Source organism: Pseudoalteromonas sp. SA25 (genome assembly GCF_011378705.1).
GTDB lineage: Bacteria > Pseudomonadota > Gammaproteobacteria > Enterobacterales > Alteromonadaceae > Pseudoalteromonas > Pseudoalteromonas arctica.
Genome location: NZ_WTKV01000008.1, coordinates 86,978 through 111,819 on the forward strand (window position 1 = coordinate 86,978; position 24,842 = coordinate 111,819).

General features: G+C 39.4%; 22 protein-coding genes and 1 tRNA gene. 21 read left to right on the plus strand and 2 right to left on the minus strand.

Going from position 1 to position 24,842, the window contains the following annotated elements:
- Positions 1-79: 79 nt before the first annotated feature.
- The 4 genes from GQR45_RS08565 to GQR45_RS08580 all read left to right on the plus strand — a co-directional run bounded on the left by GQR45_RS08565 (position 80) and on the right by GQR45_RS08580 (position 3,181).
- Positions 80-454 carry an Hpt domain-containing protein gene (locus GQR45_RS08565; RefSeq protein ID WP_024591627.1) on the plus strand — a complete coding sequence of 125 codons (375 nt, stop codon included), beginning with the start codon at positions 80-82 and terminating at the stop codon, positions 452-454.
- Positions 455-463: 9 nt separating this feature from the next.
- Positions 464-1,861 (plus strand): sigma-54 dependent transcriptional regulator, encoded by a 1,398-nt coding sequence (locus GQR45_RS08570; protein WP_345889735.1) that lies wholly within the window; start codon positions 464-466, stop codon positions 1,859-1,861.
- Between the two features lie 113 nt (positions 1,862-1,974).
- Positions 1,975-2,505 carry a peroxiredoxin-like family protein gene (locus GQR45_RS08575; RefSeq protein WP_007585494.1) on the plus strand — a complete coding sequence of 177 codons (531 nt, stop codon included), beginning with the start codon at positions 1,975-1,977 and terminating at the stop codon, positions 2,503-2,505.
- Positions 2,506-2,734: 229 nt separating this feature from the next.
- The gene (locus GQR45_RS08580; protein ID WP_007585496.1) at positions 2,735-3,181 is read left to right on the plus strand and encodes an Hsp20 family protein; all 447 of its coding nucleotides are present in this window, start codon (positions 2,735-2,737) and stop codon (positions 3,179-3,181) included.
- 60 nt (positions 3,182-3,241) lie between these two features.
- Here GQR45_RS08580 and GQR45_RS08585 read toward each other — a convergent pair whose 3' ends face one another.
- Together GQR45_RS08585 and GQR45_RS08590 are read right to left on the minus strand one after the other, a co-directional pair.
- Positions 3,242-4,798, minus strand: a complete 1,557-nt coding sequence (locus tag GQR45_RS08585) for a cryptochrome/photolyase family protein (protein ID WP_121954719.1) — start codon at positions 4,796-4,798, stop codon at positions 3,242-3,244.
- Positions 4,799-4,989: 191 nt separating this feature from the next.
- Positions 4,990-5,451 carry a globin domain-containing protein gene (locus tag GQR45_RS08590; RefSeq protein ID WP_007585499.1) on the minus strand — a complete coding sequence of 154 codons (462 nt, stop codon included), beginning with the start codon at positions 5,449-5,451 and terminating at the stop codon, positions 4,990-4,992.
- Positions 5,452-5,881: 430 nt separating this feature from the next.
- On the opposite strand from GQR45_RS08590, the gene GQR45_RS08595 reads away from it, so the two are divergent.
- The 17 genes from GQR45_RS08595 (at position 5,882) to GQR45_RS08675 (ending at position 24,501) form a co-directional block, all read left to right on the plus strand.
- Positions 5,882-5,958: transfer RNA gene (locus GQR45_RS08595), tRNA-Met, on the plus strand.
- Between the two features lie 281 nt (positions 5,959-6,239).
- Positions 6,240-6,695, plus strand: coding sequence for a ribosome maturation factor RimP (gene rimP / locus GQR45_RS08600; RefSeq protein WP_002958482.1), 456 nt, complete (start codon positions 6,240-6,242; stop codon positions 6,693-6,695).
- Between the two features lie 39 nt (positions 6,696-6,734).
- On the plus strand, positions 6,735-8,234 hold the full coding sequence (gene nusA, locus GQR45_RS08605; protein ID WP_007585502.1) for a transcription termination factor NusA: 1,500 nt from the start codon (positions 6,735-6,737) through the stop codon (positions 8,232-8,234).
- A 25-nt stretch (positions 8,235-8,259) separates the two neighbouring features.
- A complete protein-coding gene (gene infB, locus GQR45_RS08610; protein WP_007585504.1) occupies positions 8,260-10,920 on the plus strand; it encodes a translation initiation factor IF-2 in 2,661 nt (886 codons plus the stop codon).
- Between the two features lie 156 nt (positions 10,921-11,076).
- Complete coding sequence (gene rbfA, locus GQR45_RS08615) at positions 11,077-11,562, plus strand: 30S ribosome-binding factor RbfA (RefSeq protein WP_007585506.1); 486 nt, start codon at positions 11,077-11,079, stop codon at positions 11,560-11,562.
- The gene (gene truB, locus GQR45_RS08620) at positions 11,546-12,505 is read left to right on the plus strand and encodes a tRNA pseudouridine(55) synthase TruB (protein ID WP_007585508.1); all 960 of its coding nucleotides are present in this window, start codon (positions 11,546-11,548) and stop codon (positions 12,503-12,505) included. The genes rbfA and truB overlap by 17 nt, the downstream gene beginning before the upstream one ends.
- A 153-nt stretch (positions 12,506-12,658) precedes the next feature.
- On the plus strand, positions 12,659-12,928 hold the full coding sequence (rpsO, locus tag GQR45_RS08625) for a 30S ribosomal protein S15 (protein WP_007585509.1): 270 nt from the start codon (positions 12,659-12,661) through the stop codon (positions 12,926-12,928).
- A 620-nt stretch (positions 12,929-13,548) separates the two neighbouring features.
- On the plus strand, positions 13,549-15,675 hold the full coding sequence (gene pnp, locus GQR45_RS08630; protein ID WP_007585511.1) for a polyribonucleotide nucleotidyltransferase: 2,127 nt from the start codon (positions 13,549-13,551) through the stop codon (positions 15,673-15,675).
- Positions 15,676-15,816: 141 nt separating this feature from the next.
- On the plus strand, positions 15,817-16,695 hold the full coding sequence (gene nlpI, locus GQR45_RS08635; RefSeq protein ID WP_121954716.1) for a lipoprotein NlpI: 879 nt from the start codon (positions 15,817-15,819) through the stop codon (positions 16,693-16,695).
- Positions 16,682-17,857 (plus strand): hypothetical protein, encoded by a 1,176-nt coding sequence (locus GQR45_RS08640; protein WP_165725685.1) that lies wholly within the window; start codon positions 16,682-16,684, stop codon positions 17,855-17,857. Before nlpI ends, GQR45_RS08640 begins: the two co-directional genes overlap by 14 nt.
- A gap of 215 nt (positions 17,858-18,072) precedes the next feature.
- Positions 18,073-20,865 carry a monovalent cation/H+ antiporter subunit A gene (locus GQR45_RS08645; RefSeq protein WP_033012429.1) on the plus strand — a complete coding sequence of 931 codons (2,793 nt, stop codon included), beginning with the start codon at positions 18,073-18,075 and terminating at the stop codon, positions 20,863-20,865.
- On the plus strand, positions 20,865-21,218 hold the full coding sequence (locus GQR45_RS08650) for a Na+/H+ antiporter subunit C (protein ID WP_010554685.1): 354 nt from the start codon (positions 20,865-20,867) through the stop codon (positions 21,216-21,218). Before GQR45_RS08645 ends, GQR45_RS08650 begins: the two co-directional genes overlap by 1 nt.
- Positions 21,215-22,732, plus strand: coding sequence for a monovalent cation/H+ antiporter subunit D (locus tag GQR45_RS08655; protein WP_010554686.1), 1,518 nt, complete (start codon positions 21,215-21,217; stop codon positions 22,730-22,732). Before GQR45_RS08650 ends, GQR45_RS08655 begins: the two co-directional genes overlap by 4 nt.
- Entirely contained in the window at positions 22,732-23,268 is a 537-nt protein-coding gene (locus GQR45_RS08660; protein ID WP_007585523.1) for a Na+/H+ antiporter subunit E, read from the plus strand. Before GQR45_RS08655 ends, GQR45_RS08660 begins: the two co-directional genes overlap by 1 nt.
- Entirely contained in the window at positions 23,262-23,531 is a 270-nt protein-coding gene (locus GQR45_RS08665) for a K+/H+ antiporter subunit F (protein ID WP_007378493.1), read from the plus strand. The genes GQR45_RS08660 and GQR45_RS08665 overlap by 7 nt, the downstream gene beginning before the upstream one ends.
- 9 nt (positions 23,532-23,540) lie before the next feature.
- On the plus strand, positions 23,541-23,873 hold the full coding sequence (locus tag GQR45_RS08670; protein WP_007585525.1) for a Na+/H+ antiporter subunit G: 333 nt from the start codon (positions 23,541-23,543) through the stop codon (positions 23,871-23,873).
- Positions 23,874-24,003: 130 nt separating this feature from the next.
- Entirely contained in the window at positions 24,004-24,501 is a 498-nt protein-coding gene (locus tag GQR45_RS08675; RefSeq protein ID WP_010554687.1) for a DUF2059 domain-containing protein, read from the plus strand.
- Positions 24,502-24,842 lie beyond the last annotated feature (341 nt).

Genomic DNA, 24,842 nt, shown 5'->3' on the forward strand with positions numbered 1-24,842 from the left:
GCAAAAAACAAATTACTCTTAAACTACAATTCTTACATTTTATTAGTGTACGAAGCTTTAACTTATACAAAGGTTATCTATGCCTATATCAGAGCAGTTTATCGATAAAAGTATTACGGAGCTAAATGTTTTAATTCAACTTGAAAAGGATGTTGGAATAAGCGTTTTAGCTCGATTAGTAAACTTATTTATCGATGAATTAGTTACTATGGCTAACCAATTAGATACGGCAATTAGTAATGCAGATATTATAAAAATTAGAGAAATAATGCATGTTTTGAAAAACTCGGCTGCTTTATATGGAGCCGCTCCTTTAGCTGCATTGGCAACACAGTTACACGATTCACCACCACCAACCACAGAAGAAAATTTGCACGCAGCGCTTGTTATTAAACATAACTTGGATAAAACCCGAGATGCATATCAAATAATGAGTAAGAGTATAGCTATCTAGGAGAAAGCCGTGTCAGATATAATGGGTAAAGGCCTTGTTTATATTGTTGAAGATAGCATCGCAAGTGGTGCTTTGTACGCAAGTCAGCTAGAGCAAGTAGGTTTTGAATGTAAGCATTTCGCAGATGGATATTCTGCTTTGGTCGGTATTAAAGAAAAAATGCCTGCGGTGATAGTACAAGATGTATGCTTGCCTGATATAAGTGGGCTTGAAGTTTTACAATTTGTAAATAAACAAAAAAATCCTGCTAATGTAGTCATGATCACCTCAAATAGTTCTATTGATATTGCAGTGGAAGCTATGCGTTTAGGTGGCTTCGACTTTTTAGAAAAACCCTTCACAAGTCAGCGACTTATTAGCTCAGTAGAAAGCGCGTTAACACCCAAAGAGCAAACTAAAGTACAACCTTTGGTTCAAAGCAGTGATAAAAGCCAAGATTTTGTTGGTGAATCTCTCGCAATGAAAACCGTTTTTAGATTGCTAGATAGTGCAGCTAGAAGCAAAGCATGCGTATTTATTACAGGTGAAAGTGGAACCGGTAAAGAAGTTTGTGCACAAACTCTTCATGATGCAAGTCCCCGAAATAAAGGGCCGTTTATTGCTATAAACTGTGCTGCGATCCCTGCTGAATTATTTGAGTCTGAATTTTTTGGGCATGTTAAAGGGGCATTTAGTGGCGCTTTAAGCGATCGCAAGGGCGCAGTTGAAGTGGCCAACGGCGGTACGTTATTTCTAGATGAACTATGTGAAATGGAGCTTAACTTACAAGCTAAGTTATTGCGCTTTTTACAAACTGGCATATTTAGCAAGGTTGGTAGCAGCGAAGTATTACACAGCGATGTCCGCTTGGTATGTGCAACCAACAGAAATCCAATAATAGAGGTAGCAGAGGGGCGCTTTAGAGAAGATTTATATTATCGTTTAAATGTTATCCCCGTAAAGCTCCCGCCTTTAAGGGAGCGCGGAAACGATATTTTACTGCTCGCTGAGTATATTTTAAAACAAAAAAGCGATAGCAACGCTAAACATTTTATTGGCTTTTCTGATGAAGTTAAGGCGCTTTTTTGTAATTACGATTGGCCAGGTAATATACGCGAACTGCAAAATGTAATTGAAAATACAGTCGTTATTAATGATGGCGATGTAATAGAAAGAGATATGCTACCAAATTCATTTGGTCTAGGCGCTGTAAAACACTCAAGCTCAACTAAGTCAATTCACAATACAAACGATCAGAGTGTTCAATTATCTCCTATGTCGGTTCACGATATAGAACCATTATGGCAAGTTGAAAAAAGGGCTATTGAAAACGCAATCAAAAGCTGCGAAGACAACATTCCTCTTGCTGCTGCTTATTTAGGGGTAAGTGCATCTACCATTTATAGAAAAATAAAGGGATGGTCTTAAAGCTTTAATAGATTTTTAATTGCAATTTTAGGTTGAATTAATAAAAGTTACCCTAAACTCTATGTGTAAGAGCAAAATTAATTTTTAATCTGAAACAGTAAAAGGAGATCGCAATGAGTAACACTAGTTTAAAACCTGCGGATATTATGCCATCACTAGTAGTGAGTGATGTTGATGAGAAAAAGGTAGATTTAGTTGACAGAATAAGTGACTCTCCGTGGAAAATGATTGTTGTTTATCGAGGCCAGCACTGCCCTAAATGTACTGCGCAACTCAACGAGCTTGCTAAAGTTCATAAAGACTTTAAAGAGGCTGGAGTTGAAGTGGTTGCAGTAAGTGGTGATAGCCATGAGCAGCTTAATAAACATCTTGAAAAAATAGATATTAACTTCCCAATTTACTATGGTTTAACAATCGAACAAATGACTGATTTAGGGCTACATATTAGCGAGCCTCGCAGTGGTGCAGAAACTGATCATCCATTTGCTGAACCAGGAATTTATGTGCTTAATGAAAAAAATCAGCTTCAAATGGTCGATATATCAAACAGCCCGTTTGTTCGTCCTGATTTAGAGCAACTGCTAGGTGGGATTAAGTTTTCAAGAGAAAACGACTATCCAATCCGGGGCACATTTATTAAATAGTATTCATTTTACATGGTTTCAAAAAAGGCACTCTTCAGTGCCTTTTTTATTTATTTTTAATAAATTTACTTGAAAACAATTTTACCGTCCATATATAGTTAAGTAGGACGCCTGATGGGTCCTAAATTAAACTTAAACAATTGAAATTTATATTATTAATTAAACTTTGCTTGAGCTTGTTCAATAGAAAAGCACATGCAAAATATCGCTTAAATATGAGGATATTATTATGCGTACAGTAGACTTATCACCACTTTATCGTTCATTTATCGGCTTCGAACATTTAGCATCACTTATGGATGCGGCAGCTAATACAGACAAGCAGCCTAGTTTTCCTCCTTACAATATAGAAGCACTCGATAAAGACAAATACAGAATCACTATGGCCGTTGCTGGTTTTAGTGATAGTGAATTAACCATTGAGTCAGAAAACAACACATTAAAAGTTGCAGGTATTAAAGCTAATAAAGATGAAAATAATGAACGTAAGTTTATTCATCAAGGTATAGCAGAGCGTAACTTTGAACGTAAGTTTCAGCTTGGAGACCATGTAAAAGTACTTGGTGCCGATTTAGCTAACGGCTTATTAAGCATAGAGTTACAGCGTGAAATTCCTGAAGCACTTAAACCACGTAAAATAGAAATTGGTAATAGCAATCTAATAGAAGGTAAATAGTCTTCTAAAGTACATATTCCCCTGATTATTTAGCCGCCTCATTTGAGGCGGTTTTTTTACTTAAAGCGCTTCTAAATTATTAAGGTAGTAGGTTGCTTGTTGCAGCGTTTGTTCTTGAAGTGTTTCATCTTGTTTATCCCAGTTTTTATATACCATACCAATACGTGGGTTCTTCTCTAGCCTGTCTCTGTGTCTATTCATGAAATGCCAATACAAGCTATTTAGCGGGCAGGCTTGATCTCCTACTTTTTGTTTAACATCGTACTGACAGCTTTTGCAGTAATCGCTCATTTTATTAATGTAGTTACCGCTTGCAGCATAAGGCTTTGTTGCAATTATTCCATCATCGGCAAACTGACTCATGCCTCGGGTGTTGGGCATTTCTACCCATTCTATGGCATCTATATAAACGCCTAAGTACCAGTTGTCTACGTCATCAGGGTTTATTCCTGTGAGCATGCAAAAGTTCCCAATAACCATTAGGCGCTGAATATGATGAGCATAAGCGGTTTCAAGGCTTTGCTTGAGTGAGTGGCTTAGACAATTCATTTTTGTAGAGCTGTTCCAAAAATAAGATGGCAGTTTATTTTTGGCTTGTAATTGATTTTTAACTGCGTAGTCGGGCATGTTAATCCAATAAATGGCACGTACATACTCTCTCCAGCCTAATATTTGCCTAGTAAAGCCCTCTACTTGCGAGAGGGATATTTCATTGGGTCTTTGTTCGTATTCGCTTATTACACGTTTGATTACATATAACGGGTGGAGTATTTTTGCGTTTAGGGCAAACGATAAACGGCTATGGTACAGGCTGGTATTGTTTTTACTTTGATCTGTCATCGCATCTTGAAAGTGACCAAAGCGACTAAGTAAGTGCTCACAAAAGTATTCAAGAGATTCAATCGCTTGTTTACGCGTTGTTGGCCACTCCAGTGAATGTTCATTTATTTCACCCAAATAAGCGACGTTGTGTTTATTTAAACGAGAAATAATGCTGCTAACATCAGTATTGAATAACTTAGGCTCTGGGATGTCGGCTAAGTCTTTTTTGGAAAATTTATTACGATTATTACTATCAAAATTCCATTTGCCACCAGTTGGCTTTGCATCATCAATTAATATATTAAATTGCTTACGCATAGCACGATAAAAGTGCTCCATTGTTACATGCTTGTTTTTTGTAAAGCGTGTTTTTATATCGGTGAACGGTAATAAAAAGTGTTCAGTATCTGTAGCAATTACATTTAATGAGCTATCACTTTTAAACTTAGCTAATTGAGATTTTAGCCTAAACTCGTCAGGGTATTGATATTCAATAGAGTCGCATTGGTATTTATCGGCAACTCGCTTGAGTAATTCAATCAAGTCCTTGTCGTCATCGGTATCATCAAGTGTTAAATGTAAAACATTAAAACCTGCCGTGTTTAATGCAGTTGCAAAGTTTTCCATAGCATTAAAAAAAGCACACAGTTTTTGAATGTGATGTTTAACGTAGTCAGTTTCTTGTTTTAGTTCTGCGATGAGGTAAAGCGTGTCGTCGTCTTTTTGCTTGTACCATGAATGAGATGGGTTTAGCTGATCGCCTAGTATTAGTCTGAGTGTTTTGTGATGGGTCATAGTAAAGCCAAATTTTTTTATACGGACGTATTTAATTAAAGGATCGTTTTACTATTTAACTACGAGTGAATAGAGCAAAAAGGCTTAACCGATTATCAAGGCAATAAAGGCGTGTTGGATCATGGTGTGCAAATGAGTTTAATTAATGGGGAGGTTAAGTAAGTTAAATTGCCACCCCTAAAATTTTATATTTAAATTTTATTACTTTGCTTTTGCTGCATTTTTTGTTGTAACGAAACCACATTAGATACATTAAATAGAATATTGCTGGCAAAGTTTTCAAAATATTTGAGGGCTTTTTTCCAAGCGAGCTGGCTCTCAGGAGTAAAGTGTTTACCAAGGTGCTCTTTAAGGGTTTCGTAAAACGCATCAGATAATAGTGCAATGTCACTTTGCGAAACACTGCTTTTTTTTAGGTACATTAAATGATGTGCTAAAAAAGGAGCTACCGATGCTGGCTTATCTAAATGTTTAACAATTCGTTCTAACACACAAAAAAGGGTAAAACTCTTTTCGTTAAATTGTAAGGCTGTTGGGTAATTCATTTCAATGCTAGATTCAGCCAATTTACTGTGAAATCGAGCCGTGAATGCATGAAAATTTGGCTTAATAATTGTTAAGTTATTTAACAATGCTGATTGTTGTTGGTTCATTTTTATCTCGCTGCAGTGAGTAATAACTATTATTATTAAGTGGCATAAAATTGATTATAGCGGGCAGATAAAATTCTGCACGTTTTTTTAGTGTTAAAGTATGGGTTTTAGTTATATCAATTTATTTTCTAGTAAATTGTAAGCATCTAGAAGGTACTAAGGTAGCTCAAATTTAGTTTGTTTGATTTTCACTCAAAAATAATAAGCTGTAATATTTAATAATTTAGAGACAGCATTTTATAAAATTGATTGATTACTTATGTTACTTATATATACATTAAATTAGCATCTTGACGAATTGGAAATTTTACAAACTAATTGCGTATTATAGTTGCTAATCATCCCGTACATCCTTATAATAGCGGCCATTGTTTAGCATGTTGTAAAACAGCTAACAGCGATATTAAATTTAAAGTTTGATATCTATTGGCGCGGGATGGAGCAGTCTGGTAGCTCGTCGGGCTCATAACCCGAAGGTCGTCGGTTCAAATCCGGCTCCCGCAACCAATTCTACTAGTAGGTATTACCTTACTAATTTATATCGCGCATTCTAAGTAATGCGCGTTTTGCGTTTTAGACTATGTAGTTTAATTAGGTCAGTTTACTGACTCGCAACCAAGCTTGGCCCTAGGCCACACAGTTTTATGCTTTATTGGTGTGACGCCCCGCTTGGTTCGGGGCGTTGTTGTATCTGCACCTTGCGATTTGTGGCAATTGTCATCAAATTAAAACTTAAACTCAGTATTTTAGGGCTATAAGCCCTTTTTTTGTTTGTATGGAGGATTTTCGTGACAAAACTTGAACAAGATTTAGTAACCATGTTAACGCCTGCGGTAGAAATGTTAGGCTTTGAATTGCATGGTCTTGAATTTGTGCAAGCGGGTCGCCATTCTACCTTAAGAGTATATATTGCTCATGAGGATGGGATCTCAGTTGATAACTGTGCGGATGCAAGTCGCCAAATTAGTGCGATTTTAGACGTCGAAGACCCAATTACAAATGAATATGATTTGGAAGTATCGTCTCCTGGTGTTGATCGTCTATTATTCAAACAAGATCACTACGAGCAGGCGCAAGGAGAGGAAGTACGCGTGCGTACTAAACTTCCACAGGATGGTCGTCGTAATTTTAAAGGCGACTTAGTAGCAGTTAGCAGCGATATGATCACACTATCTAGCGATGGTGCAGAGCATCTGATCATGCTTAGTAACATCGAACGTGCGAATTTAATCGCGAAGTTTTAAATTCGAGTGCGAAGGAATAGGGCAAGCGAGGCATTACCCATGGCAAAAGAGATATTATTGGTTGCTGAAGCCGTTTCCAATGAGAAAGCGGTTCCAAAAGAAAAGATTTTTGAAGCTCTAGAGTTCGCTTTAGCGACAGCTACAAAGAAAAAACACGATGGCGAAATTGAAGTACGCGTAGCAATTGACCGTAAAACCGGTGATTACGATACGTTCCGTCGTTGGCAGATTGCCGCTGTATTAGAAGATGGTTCTTTAGAGAACCCATACAGCGAAATCACTCTAGAAGCAGCACAGGTTGAAGAACCTGATTTGCAAATGGGTGATTATGTTGAAGAGCAAATCGACTCAATCAAATTTGACCGTATTACAACACAAATGGCTAAGCAAGTTATCGTACAAAAAGTACGTGAAGCTGAGCGCGCTTTAGTTGTTGAAGCATACAAAGATCAAGAAGGCGAGCTGGTAACGGGTGTTGTTAAAAAAGCAACTCGCGATGCAATCGTGCTTGATTTAGGTAACAACGCAGAAGCGGTAATTTACCGTGATGACATGTTACCACGTGAAAACTTCCGCCCCGGTGACCGTATCCGTGGTCTTTTATATGAAGTTAAGCCTGAAGCACGCGGTGCACAATTATTTGTAACGCGCTCTAAACCTGAAATGCTAATGGAATTATTCCGCATTGAGGTGCCAGAAATTGGCGAAGAGATGATTGAATTACGTGCAGCAGCACGTGATCCAGGTTCACGCGCTAAAATTGCTGTTAAATCTAACGACAAACGCATAGACCCAATTGGTGCATGTGTTGGTATGCGTGGGGCACGAGTTCAGGCTGTATCGTCAGAACTTGGCGGTGAGCGTGTTGATATCGTACTTTACGATGACAACCCGGCACAATTTGTTATCAATGCAATGGCGCCAGCAGAAGTTGCTTCAATCGTAATGGATGAAGACACTCACTCAATGGATATCGCTGTAGAAGCAGATAACCTAGCGCAAGCAATTGGTCGTAATGGTCAAAACGTTCGTTTAGCAAGTCAGTTAACTGGCTGGGAACTAAACGTAATGACTGTTGAAGACATGCGTACTAAAAATGAAGCTGAATCTGATAAGTTACTTAACTTATTCACTGAAAATTTAGAAATTGATGATGAGTTTGCATCATTACTTATCAACGAAGGTTTCTCGACACTTGAAGAAGTGGCATATGTACCAGCGTCTGAATTTTTAGAAATTGATGGTCTTGATGAAGAGACTGTAGATTTACTGCGCTCACGCGCAAAAGATGCATTGACAACTAAAGCACTTAAAACGGAAGAAAGCTTAGATGGCGCAGAGCCAGCTGAAGACTTACTTGCGCTTGAAGGCTTAGAGCGTCACTTAGCATTTGTTATGGCAAGCAAGGGTGTTGTTACACTTGAAGACTTGGCAGAGCAAGGTATTGACGAATTAGTTGATATCACAGAACTTTCATCTGAAAAAGCGGGTGAACTGATTATGGCTGCACGAAACATTTGTTGGTTTGCAGACGAGTAATTTATTAACGGAGGTATTACACACTATGGCAGAAGTAAATGTTGAAAAACTAGCCGGCGATATAGGTACGACTGTTGATAAATTGCTACAGCAGTTTTCACAAGCAGGTATCACTAAGCAAGCAACTGATAACGTAACAGAAGCTGAAAAAGCAACGTTACTTGATCATTTAAGCAAGCATCATGGCGGTACAGGTTCAGATGGCCCAGCGCGTATGACTTTACAACGTAAGAGCAAAAGCACTTTAAGTGTTACGGGCTCTACTGGTAAAGCAAAAGATGTTCAAGTTGAAGTTCGCAAAACACGTACTTACGTGAAGAAAAGCGCAATGGAACAAGAACAAGAGCAAGCTCGCTTAGCTGCTGAAGAAAAAGTGCGTCTTGAAGAGCAGCAAAAAGCTGACCAAGAAGCCGCAGAATTAAAAGCGAAACAAGAGGCAGAACGCAAAGCGAAAGAAGAAGCCGACCGTAAAGCCAAAGAAGAAGCTAAACGCAAAGCTGATGCAGAGCGTAAAGCGAAACAAAAGCAGATGACCCCAGAGCAAAGTGCTAAGTCTGAGAAAGATCGCATAGAAGCTGAGCGTCTGCAAAAAGAAGCAGAAGAGGCCGCATTGAAGAAAGCTGAAGAAGAAGCGAAACGTCAAGCAGAAGAAGCAAGAAAGCTAGCTGAAGAAAACTCGGCACGCTGGAAGAAAGAAGAAGAAGAACGTAAGAAACGCGAAGAAACAGCGGATCACCATCTTACGACTTCTACTTATGCACGTGAAGCAGAAGATGTTGCCGATGCTCGTGATGAGCAAGGTACACGCCGTGCTAAGAAAAAGAAAAAAGCGCCAGCAAAAGATAAATTTGCAGCGTCAAGAGGCCGTAACAAGTCTAAGTTAAAAGCACCTGCATCATTACAACATGGTTTCCAAAAACCAACTGTTGATGTTAAAAACGAAGTGCGTATTAGCGAAACAATTACAGTAGCTGAGCTTGCATCACGCATGGCCGTTAAAGGCGCTGAAGTTGTTAAAACAATGATGAAAATGGGTGACATGGTTACTATTAACCAAGTGATTGACCAAGAAGCTGCACAATTAGTTGCAGAAGAAATGGGTCACAAGGTTATCATTGTTAAAGAAAACGAATTAGAGCAAACAGTACTTAATGACCGCCACGAAGATGGTAAGTCAGAGCCACGTGCTCCAGTAGTAACTGTAATGGGTCACGTTGACCATGGTAAAACATCAACTCTTGATTACATTCGTTCTGCGAAGGTTGCTTCTGGCGAAGCCGGTGGTATTACACAGCATATTGGTGCATACCATGTTGATGTAAACGGTCACATGATCACCTTCTTAGATACACCAGGACATGCTGCATTTACTTCAATGCGTGCTCGTGGTGCTAAAGCGACTGATATCGTAATCCTAGTAGTTGCAGCAGATGATGGCGTTATGCCACAAACTAAAGAAGCGGTACAGCATGCTCGTGCAGCTGGCGTTCCTTTAATCATCGCAGTAAACAAAATGGATAAAGAAGGCGCAGATCCAGATCGTGTTAAAAACGAACTTGCTGTACTAGACGTTATTCCAGAAGAATGGGGCGGCGATACGCAGTACGTTCATATCTCAGCTAAAACTGGCTTAGGTATTGACGACCTTCTTGAAGCAGTATTGAACCAATCTGAACTTTTAGAGCTTTCTGCACCTACTGAAGGTATGGCGGCTGGTGTTGTTATTGAATCTCGTCTTGATAAAGGCCGTGGTCCAGTAGCATCAGTACTTGTTCAATCTGGTACGCTTAACCAAGGTGACATTGTATTATGTGGTCTTGAGTATGGCCGTGTTCGTGCAATGCGCGATGAAAACGGTAAAGACATTAAGTCAGCTGGTCCATCTATCCCAGTTGAGATTTTAGGTCTTTCTGGTATTCCTGCTGCAGGCGACGAAGCGACTGTAGTTAAAGATGAGCGTAAAGCGCGTGAAGTTGCTTTATACCGTCAAGGTAAGTTCCGCGATGTTAAACTAGCACGTCAGCAAAAAGCTAAGCTTGAAAACATGTTTACTAACATGACTGAAGGCGATGTTTCTGAAGTTAACGTGGTACTTAAAGCAGACGTTCAAGGTTCTATCGAAGCAATCTCTGATTCACTAACTAAACTTTCTACTGATGAAGTGAAAGTGAAGATTGTTGGTTCAGGTGTTGGTGGTATTACCGAAACTGATGCAACACTAGCTGCAGCGTCTAACGCAATTGTAGTTGGCTTTAACGTTCGTGCTGATGCTTCAGCTCGTAAAGTTATCGAGACTGAAAACTTAGACCTACGTTACTACAGCGTAATCTACAGCTTGATTGACGAAGTTAAACAAGCAATGTCAGGTATGCTAGCGCCAGAGTTTAAACAAGAAATCATTGGTCTTGCTCAAGTTCGTGACGTATTCAAGTCTCCAAAAATTGGCGCAATCGCTGGTTGTATGGTTACTGAAGGTGTTATTAAACGTAGCGCTCCAATCCGTGTACTACGTGAAAACGTTGTTATCTATGAAGGTGAACTTGAGTCACTTCGTCGCTTTAAAGACGATGTTGCTGATGTTCGTAACGGCATGGAATGTGGTATCGGCGTTAAGAACTACAATGACGTACGTGTTGGTGACCAAATCGAAGTATTCGAAACAGTTGAAGTACAACGTACTCTATAATTGTTACTAGGGAGTATTGAACGCTCAGGTTAACGCCGGACGTTCTACACACCCTACGCTAAGATTTTAAATGGGGGCTTAGCCCCCATTTGCATATCCATTATTTAGTTAACTTATTATTTAATTTCAATAAGTTATTATTTTAGGACAAGTATAATGAGAGAATTTTCTCGCACTGATCGTGTTGCACAGCAAATCCAAAAAGAGATTGCTGTAATTTTACAACGCGAAATTAAAGATCCACGCTTAGGTATGGTGACAGTGTCAGCGGTAGAAGTATCGCGCGATTTATCTTATGCCAAAATTTTCATTACTGTGTTTAACACACAAGATGAAGACGCAGCAAAGCAAAGCGCAAAAGTACTTAATGAAGCAACGGGCTATATTCGCTCGTTACTTGGTAAGCGTATCCGTGCACGTATAATGCCTGAGTTAAAGTTTGTAGTTGATAACTCATTAATGGAAGGTATGCGTATTTCTAACTTAGTGGATTCTATTATCCGCGAAGATAACGCAAAGCATGTAGATGAAGACGTAGAAAGTGTTGATGCTGCTGATGTTTCAGATAGCGAAGAAGGTACTGATCACGTAGACGATACAGATAGCGAAGAAGGCACTGATACAGATGGCAAAGCGCAGTAAAGGCCGTGCAGTTGACGGTATTTTGTTGTTAAACAAACCTGAAGGCATTTCATCAAATAAAGCATTACAGCAAGCCAAAAGTGTTTATTTTGCGCAAAAAGCTGGGCACACAGGTGCTTTAGATCCACTTGCCACAGGTATGCTGCCAATTTGTTTTGGTGAAGCGACTAAGTTTACGCAGTTTTTACTCGATACAGATAAAACCTATATCGTTCGTGCACAACTGGGTGAGCGTACAACAACATCAGATTCTGATGGCGAAATTGTTAGCACTAAAGATGTGAACGTTACGCGTGAACAGCTAACAAAAGAAATAGCTGCTTTTGTTGGTGAGTCTGAACAATATCCGTCAATGTACTCAGCTCTTAAGTACCAAGGTAGACCGTTATATAAGTACGCGCGCGAAGGTATTGAAGTTCCTCGTAAATGCAGAAAAATAAACGTGTTTAGCTTATCGTTTGACGAATTTGATGAACAAAGCAACGTATTACAAATGACGGCCCATGTATCTAAAGGGACCTACATTCGTACAATCGTTGATGATTTAGGCGAAAACCTAGGCTGTGGCGCACACGTTATTATGCTCCACAGAACCGCTGTTGGTCAGTATCCGGCAGATAAAATGGTCTCGCTTGATGAGATTGAAGCGTTGCTTGCTAAAGCGAAAGAAGAAGAGCTTGCGCCTTCAACTTATTTAGACTCGCTATTGCTACCAATTGATACTGCTTTAACTGATTTACCCGTTGTTGAAATTACAAAAGAACAAGGGGGAATTTTTAGTCACGGGCAAGCTGTAGAATTATCAATCGCTTTACCTGATGGTGCAATTAAAGTTGTTGCGGATAATATATTTATTGGTACTGGTGAGCGCAACTCAAACGGTCATTTAAAGGTTAAACGTGGTCTTGCTAGTCAGCAAGACGATTACGTGAAGCCTGAATAAGCAACTAATGTGCCTAACGGTGGCTTATTAGTTGTAGTTGGGGATAATTAGCTTGTAGTTATTCCTACAGTTGGTAGAATACGCCCGCTTAATCGTTTTGGCTGAATTAGTGATCGGCTAAGACACCTTTTAAATTTAATTTTTGGAGTTATTATGTCACTAAGCAATCAAGAAAAAATCGATATCATTGCTAAATTTGCACGTGCAGAAGGCGATACAGGTTCATCAGAAGTACAAGTAGCATTACTTACTTTTGACATCAACAAGCTTCAAGGTCACTTTGCTGATCACAAGCATGACTTCCACTCACGTCGTGGTCTGCTTCGTAAAGTAAGCACTCGCCGTAAACTACTTGATTACCTTAAAGGTAAAGACATCACTAGTTATACTGCATTAATCAAAGAACTTGGCCTACGTCGCTAAGAACTAGATTATAGAAAAAGGAGCTTTTTAGCTCCTTTTTTTGTGCCTGAAATTTGTGTTTCCAAATTAAGAAAATTCTTAAACCTATTGAATTATAATATAAAACCCCCATTTCATAGCCTACCAATAGCTGTTGTATTTACCCGCTAATTAGCCCAGTTTAAATCTAGTAGCTAGTGTGTGTTGACCTTTCGTGATTAATTTTGCAGCTGTATGTTTGGTCTTTAGGCAAGGCAGCGCCTATGTAGTGTGGTTATTCCCCATAAATAGGCGATAACGCAGCATAAATGCCAAACATGCGCTGCCCTGCGGGTTCATCCTAGGGGCGATTAACTCTTTGTTGCTCGATTTTTACTTAGCCCACTAGGTTACAAATCTCGCGCCGTGATTAAATCGACCCTAGATTGAACAAATTTCAATCCACAAAGATCAACACACCCTAGACTCGCATTTTGAAGCAGCTTTGGTATATACTATGCGCGTAGGTAAAAAGGTTTATCTACGCTTATTCACATCATTGCCAATTGTAGTACTTAATTGATTTCCAACTGAATACAATTATGTACTGTAATTGGTACTTTGATGACAACTTATTAGAATACATTTAAGGAATATTTTAAGTGCAAGCAATTATTAAAGAATTCAAACTAGGTCAACATACAGTGACTCTAGAAACTGGTGCAATCGCTCGTCAAGCAGACGGCGCTGTACTTGCAAGCATTGGCGACACTTCAGTTTTAGTAACTGTTGTTGGTAAGCGTGAAGCACAACCTGGCCAAGACTTTTTCCCACTAACAGTTAACTACCAAGAGCGTATGTATGCTGCTGGTCGTATCCCAGGTGGTTTCTTAAAGCGTGAAGGTCGTCCTAACGATGGCGAAACACTTATTGCACGTCTTATTGACCGTCCAATTCGTCCACTTTTCCCAAGCGGTTTTGTAAACGAAGTACAAGTTATTGCTACTGTTGTTTCTGTTAACCCTGAAATCCAACCTGATATGGTTGCGATGATTGGTACTTCAGCAGCACTTGCTATCTCTGGTATCCCGTTCAGTGGTCCAATTGGTGCATCTCGCGTTGGTTACATCAACGGCGAATATGTACTTAACCCTACATTAAAAGAGCTTGAAGAAAGCCAACTTGATTTAGTGGTAGCCGGTACTGATAAAGCGGTACTTATGGTTGAATCAGAAGCTAACGTACTTGCAGAAGACGTAATGCTTGGCGCTGTTGTATATGGTCATGAGCAATCTCAAGCGATCATCACTGCAATCGAAGAATTTAAAGCAGAAGCAGGCAAGCCTACTTGGGATTGGACTGCACCAGCTAAGAACGTTGCACTAGAAGATAAAGTTGCAGCAATTGCTGCTGATAAAGTAGGCGCAGCTTACTTAATCACTGATAAAGTAGCGCGTAAAGAAGCACTTGGCGTAGCTAAAGATGAAGTTGTTGCAGTGTTAACAGCTGAACTTGCTGAAGGCGAGTCTTTAGATAAGCAAGAAATTGGTAAAATCTTCGGTTCACTTGAGAAGAAAATCGTTCGTGGCCGTATCGCTTCTGGCGAAAAACGTATCGATGGTCGTGAACCAGATATGATTCGTGCACTAGATGTAATGACTGGCGTATTACCGCGTACTCACGGTTCTGCTATCTTTACTCGTGGCGAAACTCAAGCGTTAGTAACAGCTACACTTGGTACAGAACGTGATTCACAGTTAATCGACGATTTAACTGGTACTCATAAAAACCACTTTATGCTTAACTACAACTTCCCTCCATTCTGTGTAGGTGAAACTGGTTTTGTTGGTTCTCCTAAGCGTCGTGAAATCGGCCATGGTAACCTTGCTAAGCGTGGTATTGCTGCTGTAATGCCAACATTGACTGAATTCCCATATTCAATCCGTGTAGTATCTGAAATCACTGAATCAAATGGTTCATCTTCAATGGCTTCTGTATGTGGTACTTCACTTGCACTTATGAATGCCGGTGTACCAATTAAAGCGTCTGTTGCCGGTATTGCGATGGGTCTAGTTAAAGAAGACGATAAATTCGTTGTTCTTTCTGACATCTTAGGTGATGAAGATCACTTAGGTGACATGGACTTTAAAGTTGCTGGTACAGCTGCAGGTATCACTGCACTTCAAATGGATATCAAAATCGAAGGTATCACTCAAGAAATCATGCAAATTGCGCTTAAACAAGCAAAAGCTGCACGTTTACATATCTTAGAAGTGATGGACGAAGCAATTTCTGCTCCTTCTGAAGAGCTATCAATGTTTGCTCCTCGCATATACACAATGAAAATCCCACAGAAGAAAATCGCTGAAGTTATCGGTAAAGGTGGCGCAACTATTCGTCAGCTTACTGAAGAAACTGGTACAACGATTGAAATCGGTGACGACGGTACAATTAAAATTGCCGCTACTGATGGCGAAAGTGCAGCTAATGCAATTAGCCGTATTGAGCAATTAACAGCTGAACTTGAAGTAGGTACTATCTACGAAGGTAAAGTTGTACGTATTGTTGATTTCGGTGCGTTTGTAAACATTCTTCCTGGTAAAGATGGTCTAGTACATATTTCTCAAATTAGTACTGAGCGCGTTAATAACGTGGCTGATCACCTTTCTGAAGGTCAAGAAGTTAAAGTTAAAGTACTAGAAGTAGATCGCCAAGGCCGTGTACGTCTAAGTATTAAAGAAGCAATGGAATCAGCAGCACCTGCAGCTGACGCGCCAACTGACGCGTAATTGTTAACTTATTAATCTAGTTATATTAGCTAGATGATAAAAAAGGGGCTGTTTAGCCCCTTTTTTTATGCTTTAATGAAACCTTATTGGACAAGATCTGTCTTATATTAATCGCGATATATCTTGGTATTAAGGATTTTAATGATACTCAAACATTTAGCTTTGGCATCTTTTGCTATTTTGTCTTTAAGCGCTTGCCAAACTACAACAGAATCAGAACCAACCCCGATTGTTAATGTGCCATTTACTGCACCTTTAGCCTCTGACTTTAGAAGTGAAATTGCTATTGCACGCTACTCAGAGTTATTGAATAGGGCTGACTTAAGCGAAGAGCAACAAGCTAAGCTTTATTACGACCGTGGTGTGCTTTTCGATAGTCTAGGTATGACCACTCTTTCGCGTATTGATTTTAACCGCGCAGTAAAACTTAAGCCTGATTTAGCTGAAGTGTATAATTTTTTAGGTATTCAACATACGCTTATGCAGCAGTACGAAAAAGCCTATGAGTTTTTCGATTCAGCTCTAGAACTTGATGAAGAGCATGAATACGCCTATTTAAATCGAGGAATTGCACTGTATTACGGCGATAGAGCTGGCCTTGCTAAAAATGACTTTAATGAGTTTTTAGCCCGTTCTCCTAACGATCCGTACCGTGTTTTATGGGTTTATTTAGCCCAGGCACACGAGGATAAAGTAATCGCACTTGATGCCCTTAAACAAAATGCGACTGCGCTTGATGATTCACAATGGGCGTATCAGTTAATTTCTCTTTATACGGGCGATATGAGTGAACATGCATTTTTATCAGGCATTAGTGATGGTGTAAGAACTGAGCAAGAGTATGCGCAACGTTTATGTGAAGCTTATTTTTACCTAGCTAAAATGCATCAAGCAGCGGGTGAGCTGTACTTAGCATCAGACTATTTTAGGCTTGCGCTAGCAACCAATGTACATGAGTTTATTGAGTACAAATATGCGCGTTTAGAACTTGAGTTGATGGAAGGTGTTGACGCAAGTTAAGCGTTTTAAATTAATAGGTGTATTACTATGTTGTTTGTTAATTACAGGCTCGAGTAATCACCTTGGCGCTATTGGCTTTTGGCATGTTTTAAATACAAAAGCCAATGTTCTACAAAGTTATTGGAATTCACCAGCTTATTTTTCTGATCACCTAGAGCAGTTACCAAAGACCTCTTTAGCTATACTTGCTCGCAGTAAAATTTCCTCAGCACAATATATGTATTCTCTTAAGCTTATTAAAAGCAGTCAGAGTGATACTGCAAAACAATTTTGGCTCTCCGCTATAAATGACTTAACAATCCCAGAGCGTAAAATATTAGCAACAAAGTTACTTGATCAATCACGTTGGAGCGATTTAGAGTTACTCGCTAGTAAAAACAAATTACCAGCAGGGGATGTACTAAATCATCTAAAACTTCAGTTAAAAATACCACAGAGTAAAATATCTACCGCGTTTATCCACGACCTCGGTTTTTCATCTTTAAGAAATATAAGCAAACCTAATAAGCAATGTATGTTTAACGTGCTGACTATGAGCGATCATCGCAGTGGCTTATATAAACTTACAGAGTTTATTAATGCTTATAATAAACAACCAGAGCCCCGTGAAAATATTTTTTGCTTTTCAAAACCCGTTTACGTTGCGGGTATGCTTGAGTGTAAAAGTAGTACTAGTCAAATAGCAAAGTGTGACTGGCAATCATCTAAACTTAATAGCCAGCTTCCTAACAATTTTGATTTTATAGTGATGATGCCTAAAGATGGAACGGCTAATGTCACGAAGGGAACAATGCTAATAAACTCAAAAGCAAAATACAGTATATTTTTGCATGAGCTGATGCATTTTAACGGTTTTGAAGATGAATACGCTTTGCCTAAAACTAAGCAAGCATGGTTGTGTGCAAAAACGGGTTTTGTTGCACCTAATTTATTTATTTCTCATGGTGAGTTGCCGCCAACAGGTTGGCATAAAGCAAAGAGTTGCCAGGTAGGGGGTATTGCTTATAAACCTAGTGAAAATTGGTCTATTATGCAATATCAGCAGTTAGGGCTCTCAGCGCAGTATAGACAACTTTGGTTGAAACATTTAGATATGACCAATGGTAACTTTCATCGTCACCCTGGCGCGCTTACATTTGCAAATAAGGCCATATTAAATTAACAATTATCAGTATTAATTAATTGTTTTTTTAGGCTTAATAAATTGTTAGTTCTTGTTTAAAAAACACCCATACAGAACCGCTTTTTATAGACAAAATCAGTGTTTTTCAGTATAACTATAGTCATTAATGTCGTTTAAAAACAGGCAGTAAAAGCATCACTTAGTATTAAAAAGAGATGCCCTGATAAACTTATGATAATAAAAGGCCCTACATTATGACTTTGCTCTGGATACCCTTGTTATCCTTAATTGGCAGTGTTATTTCTGCATGCACAGGTAAGTTATCCCGCAATTTAAGCACTAGTTTAACGGCTCTTGCGCCTTTGACGGCTTTGGGGATTACTCTATACCATGCACCTGCCGTTTTAGCGGGCGAAACCATTCGTTATTCTTTAGCTTGGATCCCGTCAATAGGACTCGATTTGTCTCTGCGGTTAGACGGCCTCAGTTTATTGTTTATGTTTATGATTTTAGGCATAGGCTTGCTCGTTATCCTCTACACCCGTTACTACCTAAGCGCTAATGACTCAATGGCTAAGCTATATAGTTACTTAATGCTATTTATGACTGCAATGCTTGGTATTGTTATGTCTAACAACGTCATTCAACTGTGGTTGTTTTGGGAATTAACGAGCATCAGCTCATTTTTATTAATTAGTTTTTGGTGGCATAAATCAGAAGCGCGAAAAGGCGCACGTATGGCGCTTGCTGTAACAGGCGCGGGCGGCTTAGCGTTACTTGCTGGATTGATGCTATTAGGTGATATTGTTGGTAGTTACGACCTAGATGTTATTCTAGCGAGTAAAGCAATAATTCAATCTCATGATTTATACGAAGTAGCATTGGTATTGGTGCTACTGGGTGCGTTTACTAAATCGGCACAATTTCCATTTCACTTTTGGCTTCCTCATGCAATGGCAGCGCCTACGCCAGTAAGCGCGTATTTACATTCTGCGACGATGGTAAAAGCCGGTATATTTTTGTTAGCACGTTTTCATCCTGCTTTGGCAGGCACCGATACTTGGTTCTTGCTCGTTGGGTTAACGGGTTTAGCTACGCTGTTGTTTGGCGCTTATATAGCACTATTCAAACACGACTTAAAAGGCTTGTTAGCCTATTCAACAATAAGCCATTTGGGTTTAATAACGCTATTACTCGGACTTGATACTGAGCTTGCGACTGTTGCTGCTATTTTTCACATAATTAACCATGCAACGTTTAAAGCGTCATTATTTATGGCCGTTGGTATTATTGATCACGAAACGGGCACGCGCGATATGCGTAAATTAAATGGTATGTGGCGATACTTACCATACACTGCAACGCTTGCGATGGTCGCGGCGGCTGCAATGGCAGGAGTTCCTTTACTAAATGGCTTCTTGTCTAAAGAAATGTTTTTTGCAGAAACGCTACACCAGCAAGTGCTTGGTTCTATGTCGTGGTTAATTCCAGTACTGGCAACTGTTGCAGGTGCATTAGCTGTTGCGTACTCAGCACGCTTTATTCATGACGTGTTTTTTAATGGTGAACCAATTGATTTACCTCGTACGCCGCATGAGCCACCGCGCTATATGCGTGTACCAATAGAAATACTCGTTGTGATTTGTTTGTTAGTGGGTATGTTCCCGCACTTTACAATTGATGGCATTTTATCTGCGGCGTCTTTAGCTGTACTTGGAAAAGAAATGCCGGTGTACGAATTGGCTATCTGGCATGGGTTTAACTTGCCTCTACTAATGAGTGCGATGGCGATTGCTGGCGGCTTATTTATTTATATTAATCGTAAATATCTATTTCAATTTCAAGCATCGTTACCACCTCTAAACGCTAAAAAAACGTTTGAACGTGTGATATTAAGCGTTATTGCTTGGTGTCAGTCAAAGGTAAGCAGTATCGAAAATGGGTCACTACAGCGCTACCTTGTAATTATGCTAGCGGTAGTATTGCTGTGTGCGGGTTGGCCATTATTTGAAATGCAACAACTTGCCGGAAGCATGCCACTTACGCCTGTTGATGTGCACAATGCAATTGGTGCAGGCTTATTGATTATTGGTGCTCTTGCCACCGTTATTTGGCATCGCTCTCGAATGGTATCGCTATTAATGCTCTCAATTGTAGGATTAATGGTGTCGGTTGTATTTACACGCTTTTCTGCTCCAGATTTAGCGCTTACGCAGCTAACTGTTGAGGTTGTTACTATTATTTTACTTATGCTGGCATTGTTTTTCTTGCCGCAGCATACGCCAAAAGAATCAAGTTCATTACGCGTACTTCGAGACTTAGCAATAGCCTCTACATTAGGTGTAGTTATCGCGAGTATTTGTTATGCATTACTTACACGCCCGCTAGATTCAATCTCAGACTTCTTTATTGCTAACGCTAAAATTGGTGGCGGTGGTACTAACGTAGTTAACGTTATTTTAGTCGACTTTAGGGGCTTTGATACGCTTGGTGAAATTACCGTATTAGGCATTGCCGCATTAGGTATATTTAAAGTACTTTCTCGAATTCCATTATTTATGCCAGCAAGCGACAGCGAAGGGCGCCCATGGGCACGAGAGCGCCATCCAATATTACTGGCGAGTATTTCACAAAGTTTATTACCGCTTGCGTTATTAGTTTCTGCATATATTTTCTTACGTGGGCATAACTTACCTGGTGGTGGCTTTATTGCAGGACTGGTAACGTCAATCGCGTTTATTTTGCAATACATGGCGCATGGTACAGCATGGATAAACGAACGTTTTGATGTTAATTATCGCAAAATTATAGCTTCAGGCATTGGTATTTCTTTGTTTACAGGTGTGGGTAGTTGGTTCTTCGATAAGCCATTTTTAACAACTTGGTTTGACTACTTTGATATTCCGTTTGTCGGTAAAACAGAGCTTGCCAGCGCGATTGCATTTGACCTAGGTGTTTACTTAACTGTTGTAGGCGCTACGTTAATGATTTTAGCAAGCTTAGGTAATATGACAGCAGATACCCAGAAAAAAGAGGTAAATATTTAATGGAATTATTGTACGCATCTTGCGTTGGAGTATTGGTCAGTTGCGGTGTGTTTTTACTGCTAAGAGCTCGTACGTTCCCTGTAGTACTTGGGCTTACTATGATTTCATATGCTGTTAACTTATTTTTGTTTTCAGCAGGTCGCCTTACTATTAATAAAGCGGTAGTACTTGGTACTGGCACAGAATACGCCGATCCTCTACCTCAAGCATTAGTACTAACTGCAATAGTGATTGGTTTTGCGATGACCGCATTTGTGGTTATTTTGGCAATACGTGGGCGCGCCGATTTAGGTAGTGACCATGTTGATGGTTATGTGCCTAACACCTCTGCAGATAATAAGGAGCAAAAATGATCCAACATTTAGCTTCGCTACCTATTTTATTACCTATGTTGACGGCAGTTATTTTATTGCTGCCGCCATGTGGTAAAAGCGTCAAAATTCGCCGCTTAGTTTCAATTGTAATGGCAATAGCTACTTTTGCCATTAGTGTGCTTTTACTTGTACATATTAATAATACAGGTATTAATGTTTACGCTATTGGTAGTTGGTCTGCACCATTTGGGATAGTCTTAGTCGCTGACATGTTATCTACCTTATTGGTTACGTTAACTTCACTTTTAGGTTTGGGCGCTATTTTATATGGTAGTGCTGGCGATGATGAAAAGGGCAGCTTTTATCATCCACTTGTTCATTTTTTAATATTGGGTGTAAATGGCGCGTTTTTAACTGGCGATTTATTTAACCTATTTGTATTTTTTGAAGTGTTACTGATTGCATCATATGCACTGTTAATGCATGCAGGTGATAAACAAAACACTCGTGCGGCACTGCAATATGTAATATTAAATTTAGTTGGCTCAAGCGTATTTTTAATCGGTTTGGGTATTTTGTACGGTGTACTTGGTACGCTTAATATTGCAGATATGGCGCAAAAAGTATCACAGCTTTCGGGCGATGATGTATACCTAGCAAAAGCAGGTGGTTTATTACTATTAATTGTATTTGCTTTAAAGGCCGCACTATTACCTCTGCATTTATGGCTTCCAAATACGTATTCAAGCGCTAAACCTGTAGTTGCAGCATTGTTTGCGATTATGACCAAAGTAGGCGTTTACGCCATGCTTCGTGTTTACACGGTGATATTTGGCGAACAAGCAGGAGCGCTTGAACATATGGCGCAGCCTTGGCTTTGGGGCTTAGCAATTGCCACCATTATAGTGGGTGCCATTGGCGTTATGGCAGCGCAAGACTTACGTAAACTCACCTCTAACTTAGTATTAGTATCGGTAGGTACGTTGGTTGCGCTAATTGCATTGCAAAATGTAAATGCCACTGCTGCACTTTTATATTATTTAGTGCATTCAACACTTGTTAGTGCCGCACTGTTTTTACTAGCAGACTTAGTTTCAATCCAGCGCGGTAAAGTTGGTGATAGGCTAGTAGCGGGTCGCTCTGTTAAACAACCATTTTTATTAGGTGTGTGCTTTATTGTTGCAGCTTTAACTGTAGTTGGTATGCCGCCACTATCAGGCTTTGTAGGTAAAATTTGGATACTTAAAGCCACATTAAATAGTGAGCAAGCTTTACTATTTTGGCCTGTATATTTAGTAACAAGCTTTGCGTTGTTGGTAGCGCTTTCGCGTGCTGGCACGACCTTGTTTTGGGAGCATAAAAGTAAAAATAGCGAAAACGCAGATTGTGCAAATGCACACCCGTTGCAGGTAATTGTAATTATAGGTTTACTTGCGTGTTCGCCATTGCTCGTTATTTTTGGCGGACCAATAAGTGAATACATGCTAGGTGCTGCTACTCAGTTACATGATATAAGCGGCGGTATTAATGCTGTACTTAAAGGAGGCATGTGATGAGATTACAAGCCCGTTTTCGTTGGTTACCAACGCCATTTCGTAGCTTATTTTTGTTTATGGTTTGGCTATTGTTAAATAATAGCGTGTCGGTAGGGCACTTAGTATTAGCGACTATTTTTGCAATACTTATCCCAATATTAAGTTTTTCGCTTCGCGAGCCTCAGCCACTAATTTTAAAGCCGGGCTTGGCTCTTAAGCAGTTGCTTATTGTGCTGTACGATATTGTCGTAGCAAATTTACAAGTGGCTTTACTTATACTTGGGCCATCTAAAAATTTGCGTCCGGCATTTATAAAAGTACCGATAGATTTAACTCATGATATGCCAATTACCATATTGGCCAGTAGTGTATCGCTTACACCCGGTACAGTGAGTGCAGAGGTTTACCCAATTGCTGAATCGTTACCTGAGGGTGAAGAGCCAACACAACGCTACTTATTAATACATGTGCTTGACCTTAAAGATGAAGAAGCACTTATCAAACAAATAAAACAACGCTACGAAGCTCCACTAAAGGAGATATTTCAATGTTAGACACCGTATTACTCATTGTTTTTTCGATGATTGGCTTATCATTATTGCTTAATTTATGGCGATTGATCATTGGTCCATCAGTGCCTGATCGTGTTTTAGCGCTCGATACAATGTACATTAACGTCATTGCACTGATTATTTTATATAGCATTAGTATGGATACAGGGCTTTATTTTGAAGCTGCACTGCTTATTGCCATGCTAGGTTTCATAAGTACAGTTGCAGTGTGTAAGTATTTACTACGTGGCGATATAATTGAATAAGGTGAAAACATGATCAGCGAATGGGTTGTATCAATATTATTGTTATTTGGTGGTACGTTTATTTTAATTGGCTCAATAGGCTTAGTTAAACTACCTGACTTTTTTATGCGTTTGCATGGGCCAACTAAAGCAACAACGTTGGGCATGGCAAGTATGCTAATTGCAGCTATGGTTTATTTTGCAAATTCAGGACATGGCCTAAGTGTTAAAGAAATACTCATTACTATATTTTTACTAATTACGGCACCGATTAGTGGTTACATGCTAATAAAGTCAGCTATTCATCATAAGCTAAAAGCCAAAGAAGGCACTAAAGGCCTAGATAATGTAGAAGACGATTAACATAAAAATATATTTATAAAAGGCCGAATAAATTCATTTTATTCGGCCTTTTTAGTGACTGCTTGTACCCTTTACAAGACTAATTAATAATGTAACTATAAAACGATTATTTATATGAAAGGATATTATTATGGGTAAGGTACTACTTTTATCATTACTGATTTTTTCTAGTAGTTTGTATGCTGAACAAAATACTAAGCAGCAAAAAATAGATGAACTTATTAGTGTAATGAATTTAGATTCAATGGTTGACTCTATGTACGGCCAGGTTGAAGGTATGATGAAAGGCATGTCAGACCAAATGGGCGTTAAGCCTTCTGAACAGGCAATTTTTGATAAATACTACAGCGACATGACGACGGTATTAAAAACCGAAATGAGCTGGGCCAAAATGCAGCCGATGATGATTAGCGTGTACGACAAACATTTTAGTGAGCAAGAAATTGCCGATATGCTAGCGTTTTATAAAACAGATACAGGGCAAAAAATACTTGAAAAAATGCCTGTTGTAATGCAAGAGTCTATGCAAATGTCACAAAGCTTAATGAAAGATGCTATGCCTAAAATACAAACTTTAGCGCAGCAACTAAGCGACGAATTAGAGCAAAGCCGTAGCGAATCAAACTAGGGCAGCGCATGTTTGGTATTTATGCTGCGTTATCGCCTATTTATGGGGAATAACCACACTACATAGGCTCTGCCAAAGACCAAACAGTCTGCTGTAAATTAAACCACCAATGATCAACACGCCCTTAGATTAATACGCGCCTTACTTAGGCGCTTCTCTCCTAAATTACCCCCCTCCAGATAATACACGCCCGATATCAGCTTAAGTTAATTATGTTTGTGTCACTATACCAATGAGCAACAATACTTAATCAATTTGAGGGATTATATTCGGCGTTAACTGCGTTAAACATTTTGATATACGACTGCATGGATGCAGAGGCAATTAGTGATAACAACTAA

Bases quoted from the DNA above. Each gene is read 5' to 3' on its own strand.
- GQR45_RS08565 (WP_024591627.1), top strand. From the start codon at position 80: ATGCCTATATCAGAGCAGTTTATCGATAAAAGTATTACGGAGCTAAAT.
- GQR45_RS08575 (WP_007585494.1), top strand. From the start codon at position 1,975: ATGAGTAACACTAGTTTAAAACCTGCGGATATTATGCCATCACTAGTA.
- GQR45_RS08580 (WP_007585496.1), top strand. From the start codon at position 2,735: ATGCGTACAGTAGACTTATCACCACTTTATCGTTCATTTATCGGCTTC.
- GQR45_RS08585 (WP_121954719.1), bottom strand. From the start codon at position 4,798: ATGACCCATCACAAAACACTCAGACTAATACTAGGCGATCAGCTAAAC.
- GQR45_RS08590 (WP_007585499.1), bottom strand. From the start codon at position 5,451: ATGAACCAACAACAATCAGCATTGTTAAATAACTTAACAATTATTAAG.
- nusA (WP_007585502.1), top strand. From the start codon at position 6,735: ATGGCAAAAGAGATATTATTGGTTGCTGAAGCCGTTTCCAATGAGAAA.
- infB (WP_007585504.1), top strand. From the start codon at position 8,260: ATGGCAGAAGTAAATGTTGAAAAACTAGCCGGCGATATAGGTACGACT.
- rbfA (WP_007585506.1), top strand. From the start codon at position 11,077: ATGAGAGAATTTTCTCGCACTGATCGTGTTGCACAGCAAATCCAAAAA.
- truB (WP_007585508.1), top strand. From the start codon at position 11,546: ATGGCAAAGCGCAGTAAAGGCCGTGCAGTTGACGGTATTTTGTTGTTA.
- rpsO (WP_007585509.1), top strand. From the start codon at position 12,659: ATGTCACTAAGCAATCAAGAAAAAATCGATATCATTGCTAAATTTGCA.
- nlpI (WP_121954716.1), top strand. From the start codon at position 15,817: ATGATACTCAAACATTTAGCTTTGGCATCTTTTGCTATTTTGTCTTTA.
- GQR45_RS08645 (WP_033012429.1), top strand. From the start codon at position 18,073: ATGACTTTGCTCTGGATACCCTTGTTATCCTTAATTGGCAGTGTTATT.
- GQR45_RS08650 (WP_010554685.1), top strand. From the start codon at position 20,865: ATGGAATTATTGTACGCATCTTGCGTTGGAGTATTGGTCAGTTGCGGT.
- GQR45_RS08655 (WP_010554686.1), top strand. From the start codon at position 21,215: ATGATCCAACATTTAGCTTCGCTACCTATTTTATTACCTATGTTGACG.
- GQR45_RS08660 (WP_007585523.1), top strand. From the start codon at position 22,732: ATGAGATTACAAGCCCGTTTTCGTTGGTTACCAACGCCATTTCGTAGC.
- GQR45_RS08665 (WP_007378493.1), top strand. From the start codon at position 23,262: ATGTTAGACACCGTATTACTCATTGTTTTTTCGATGATTGGCTTATCA.
- GQR45_RS08670 (WP_007585525.1), top strand. From the start codon at position 23,541: ATGATCAGCGAATGGGTTGTATCAATATTATTGTTATTTGGTGGTACG.
- GQR45_RS08675 (WP_010554687.1), top strand. From the start codon at position 24,004: ATGGGTAAGGTACTACTTTTATCATTACTGATTTTTTCTAGTAGTTTG.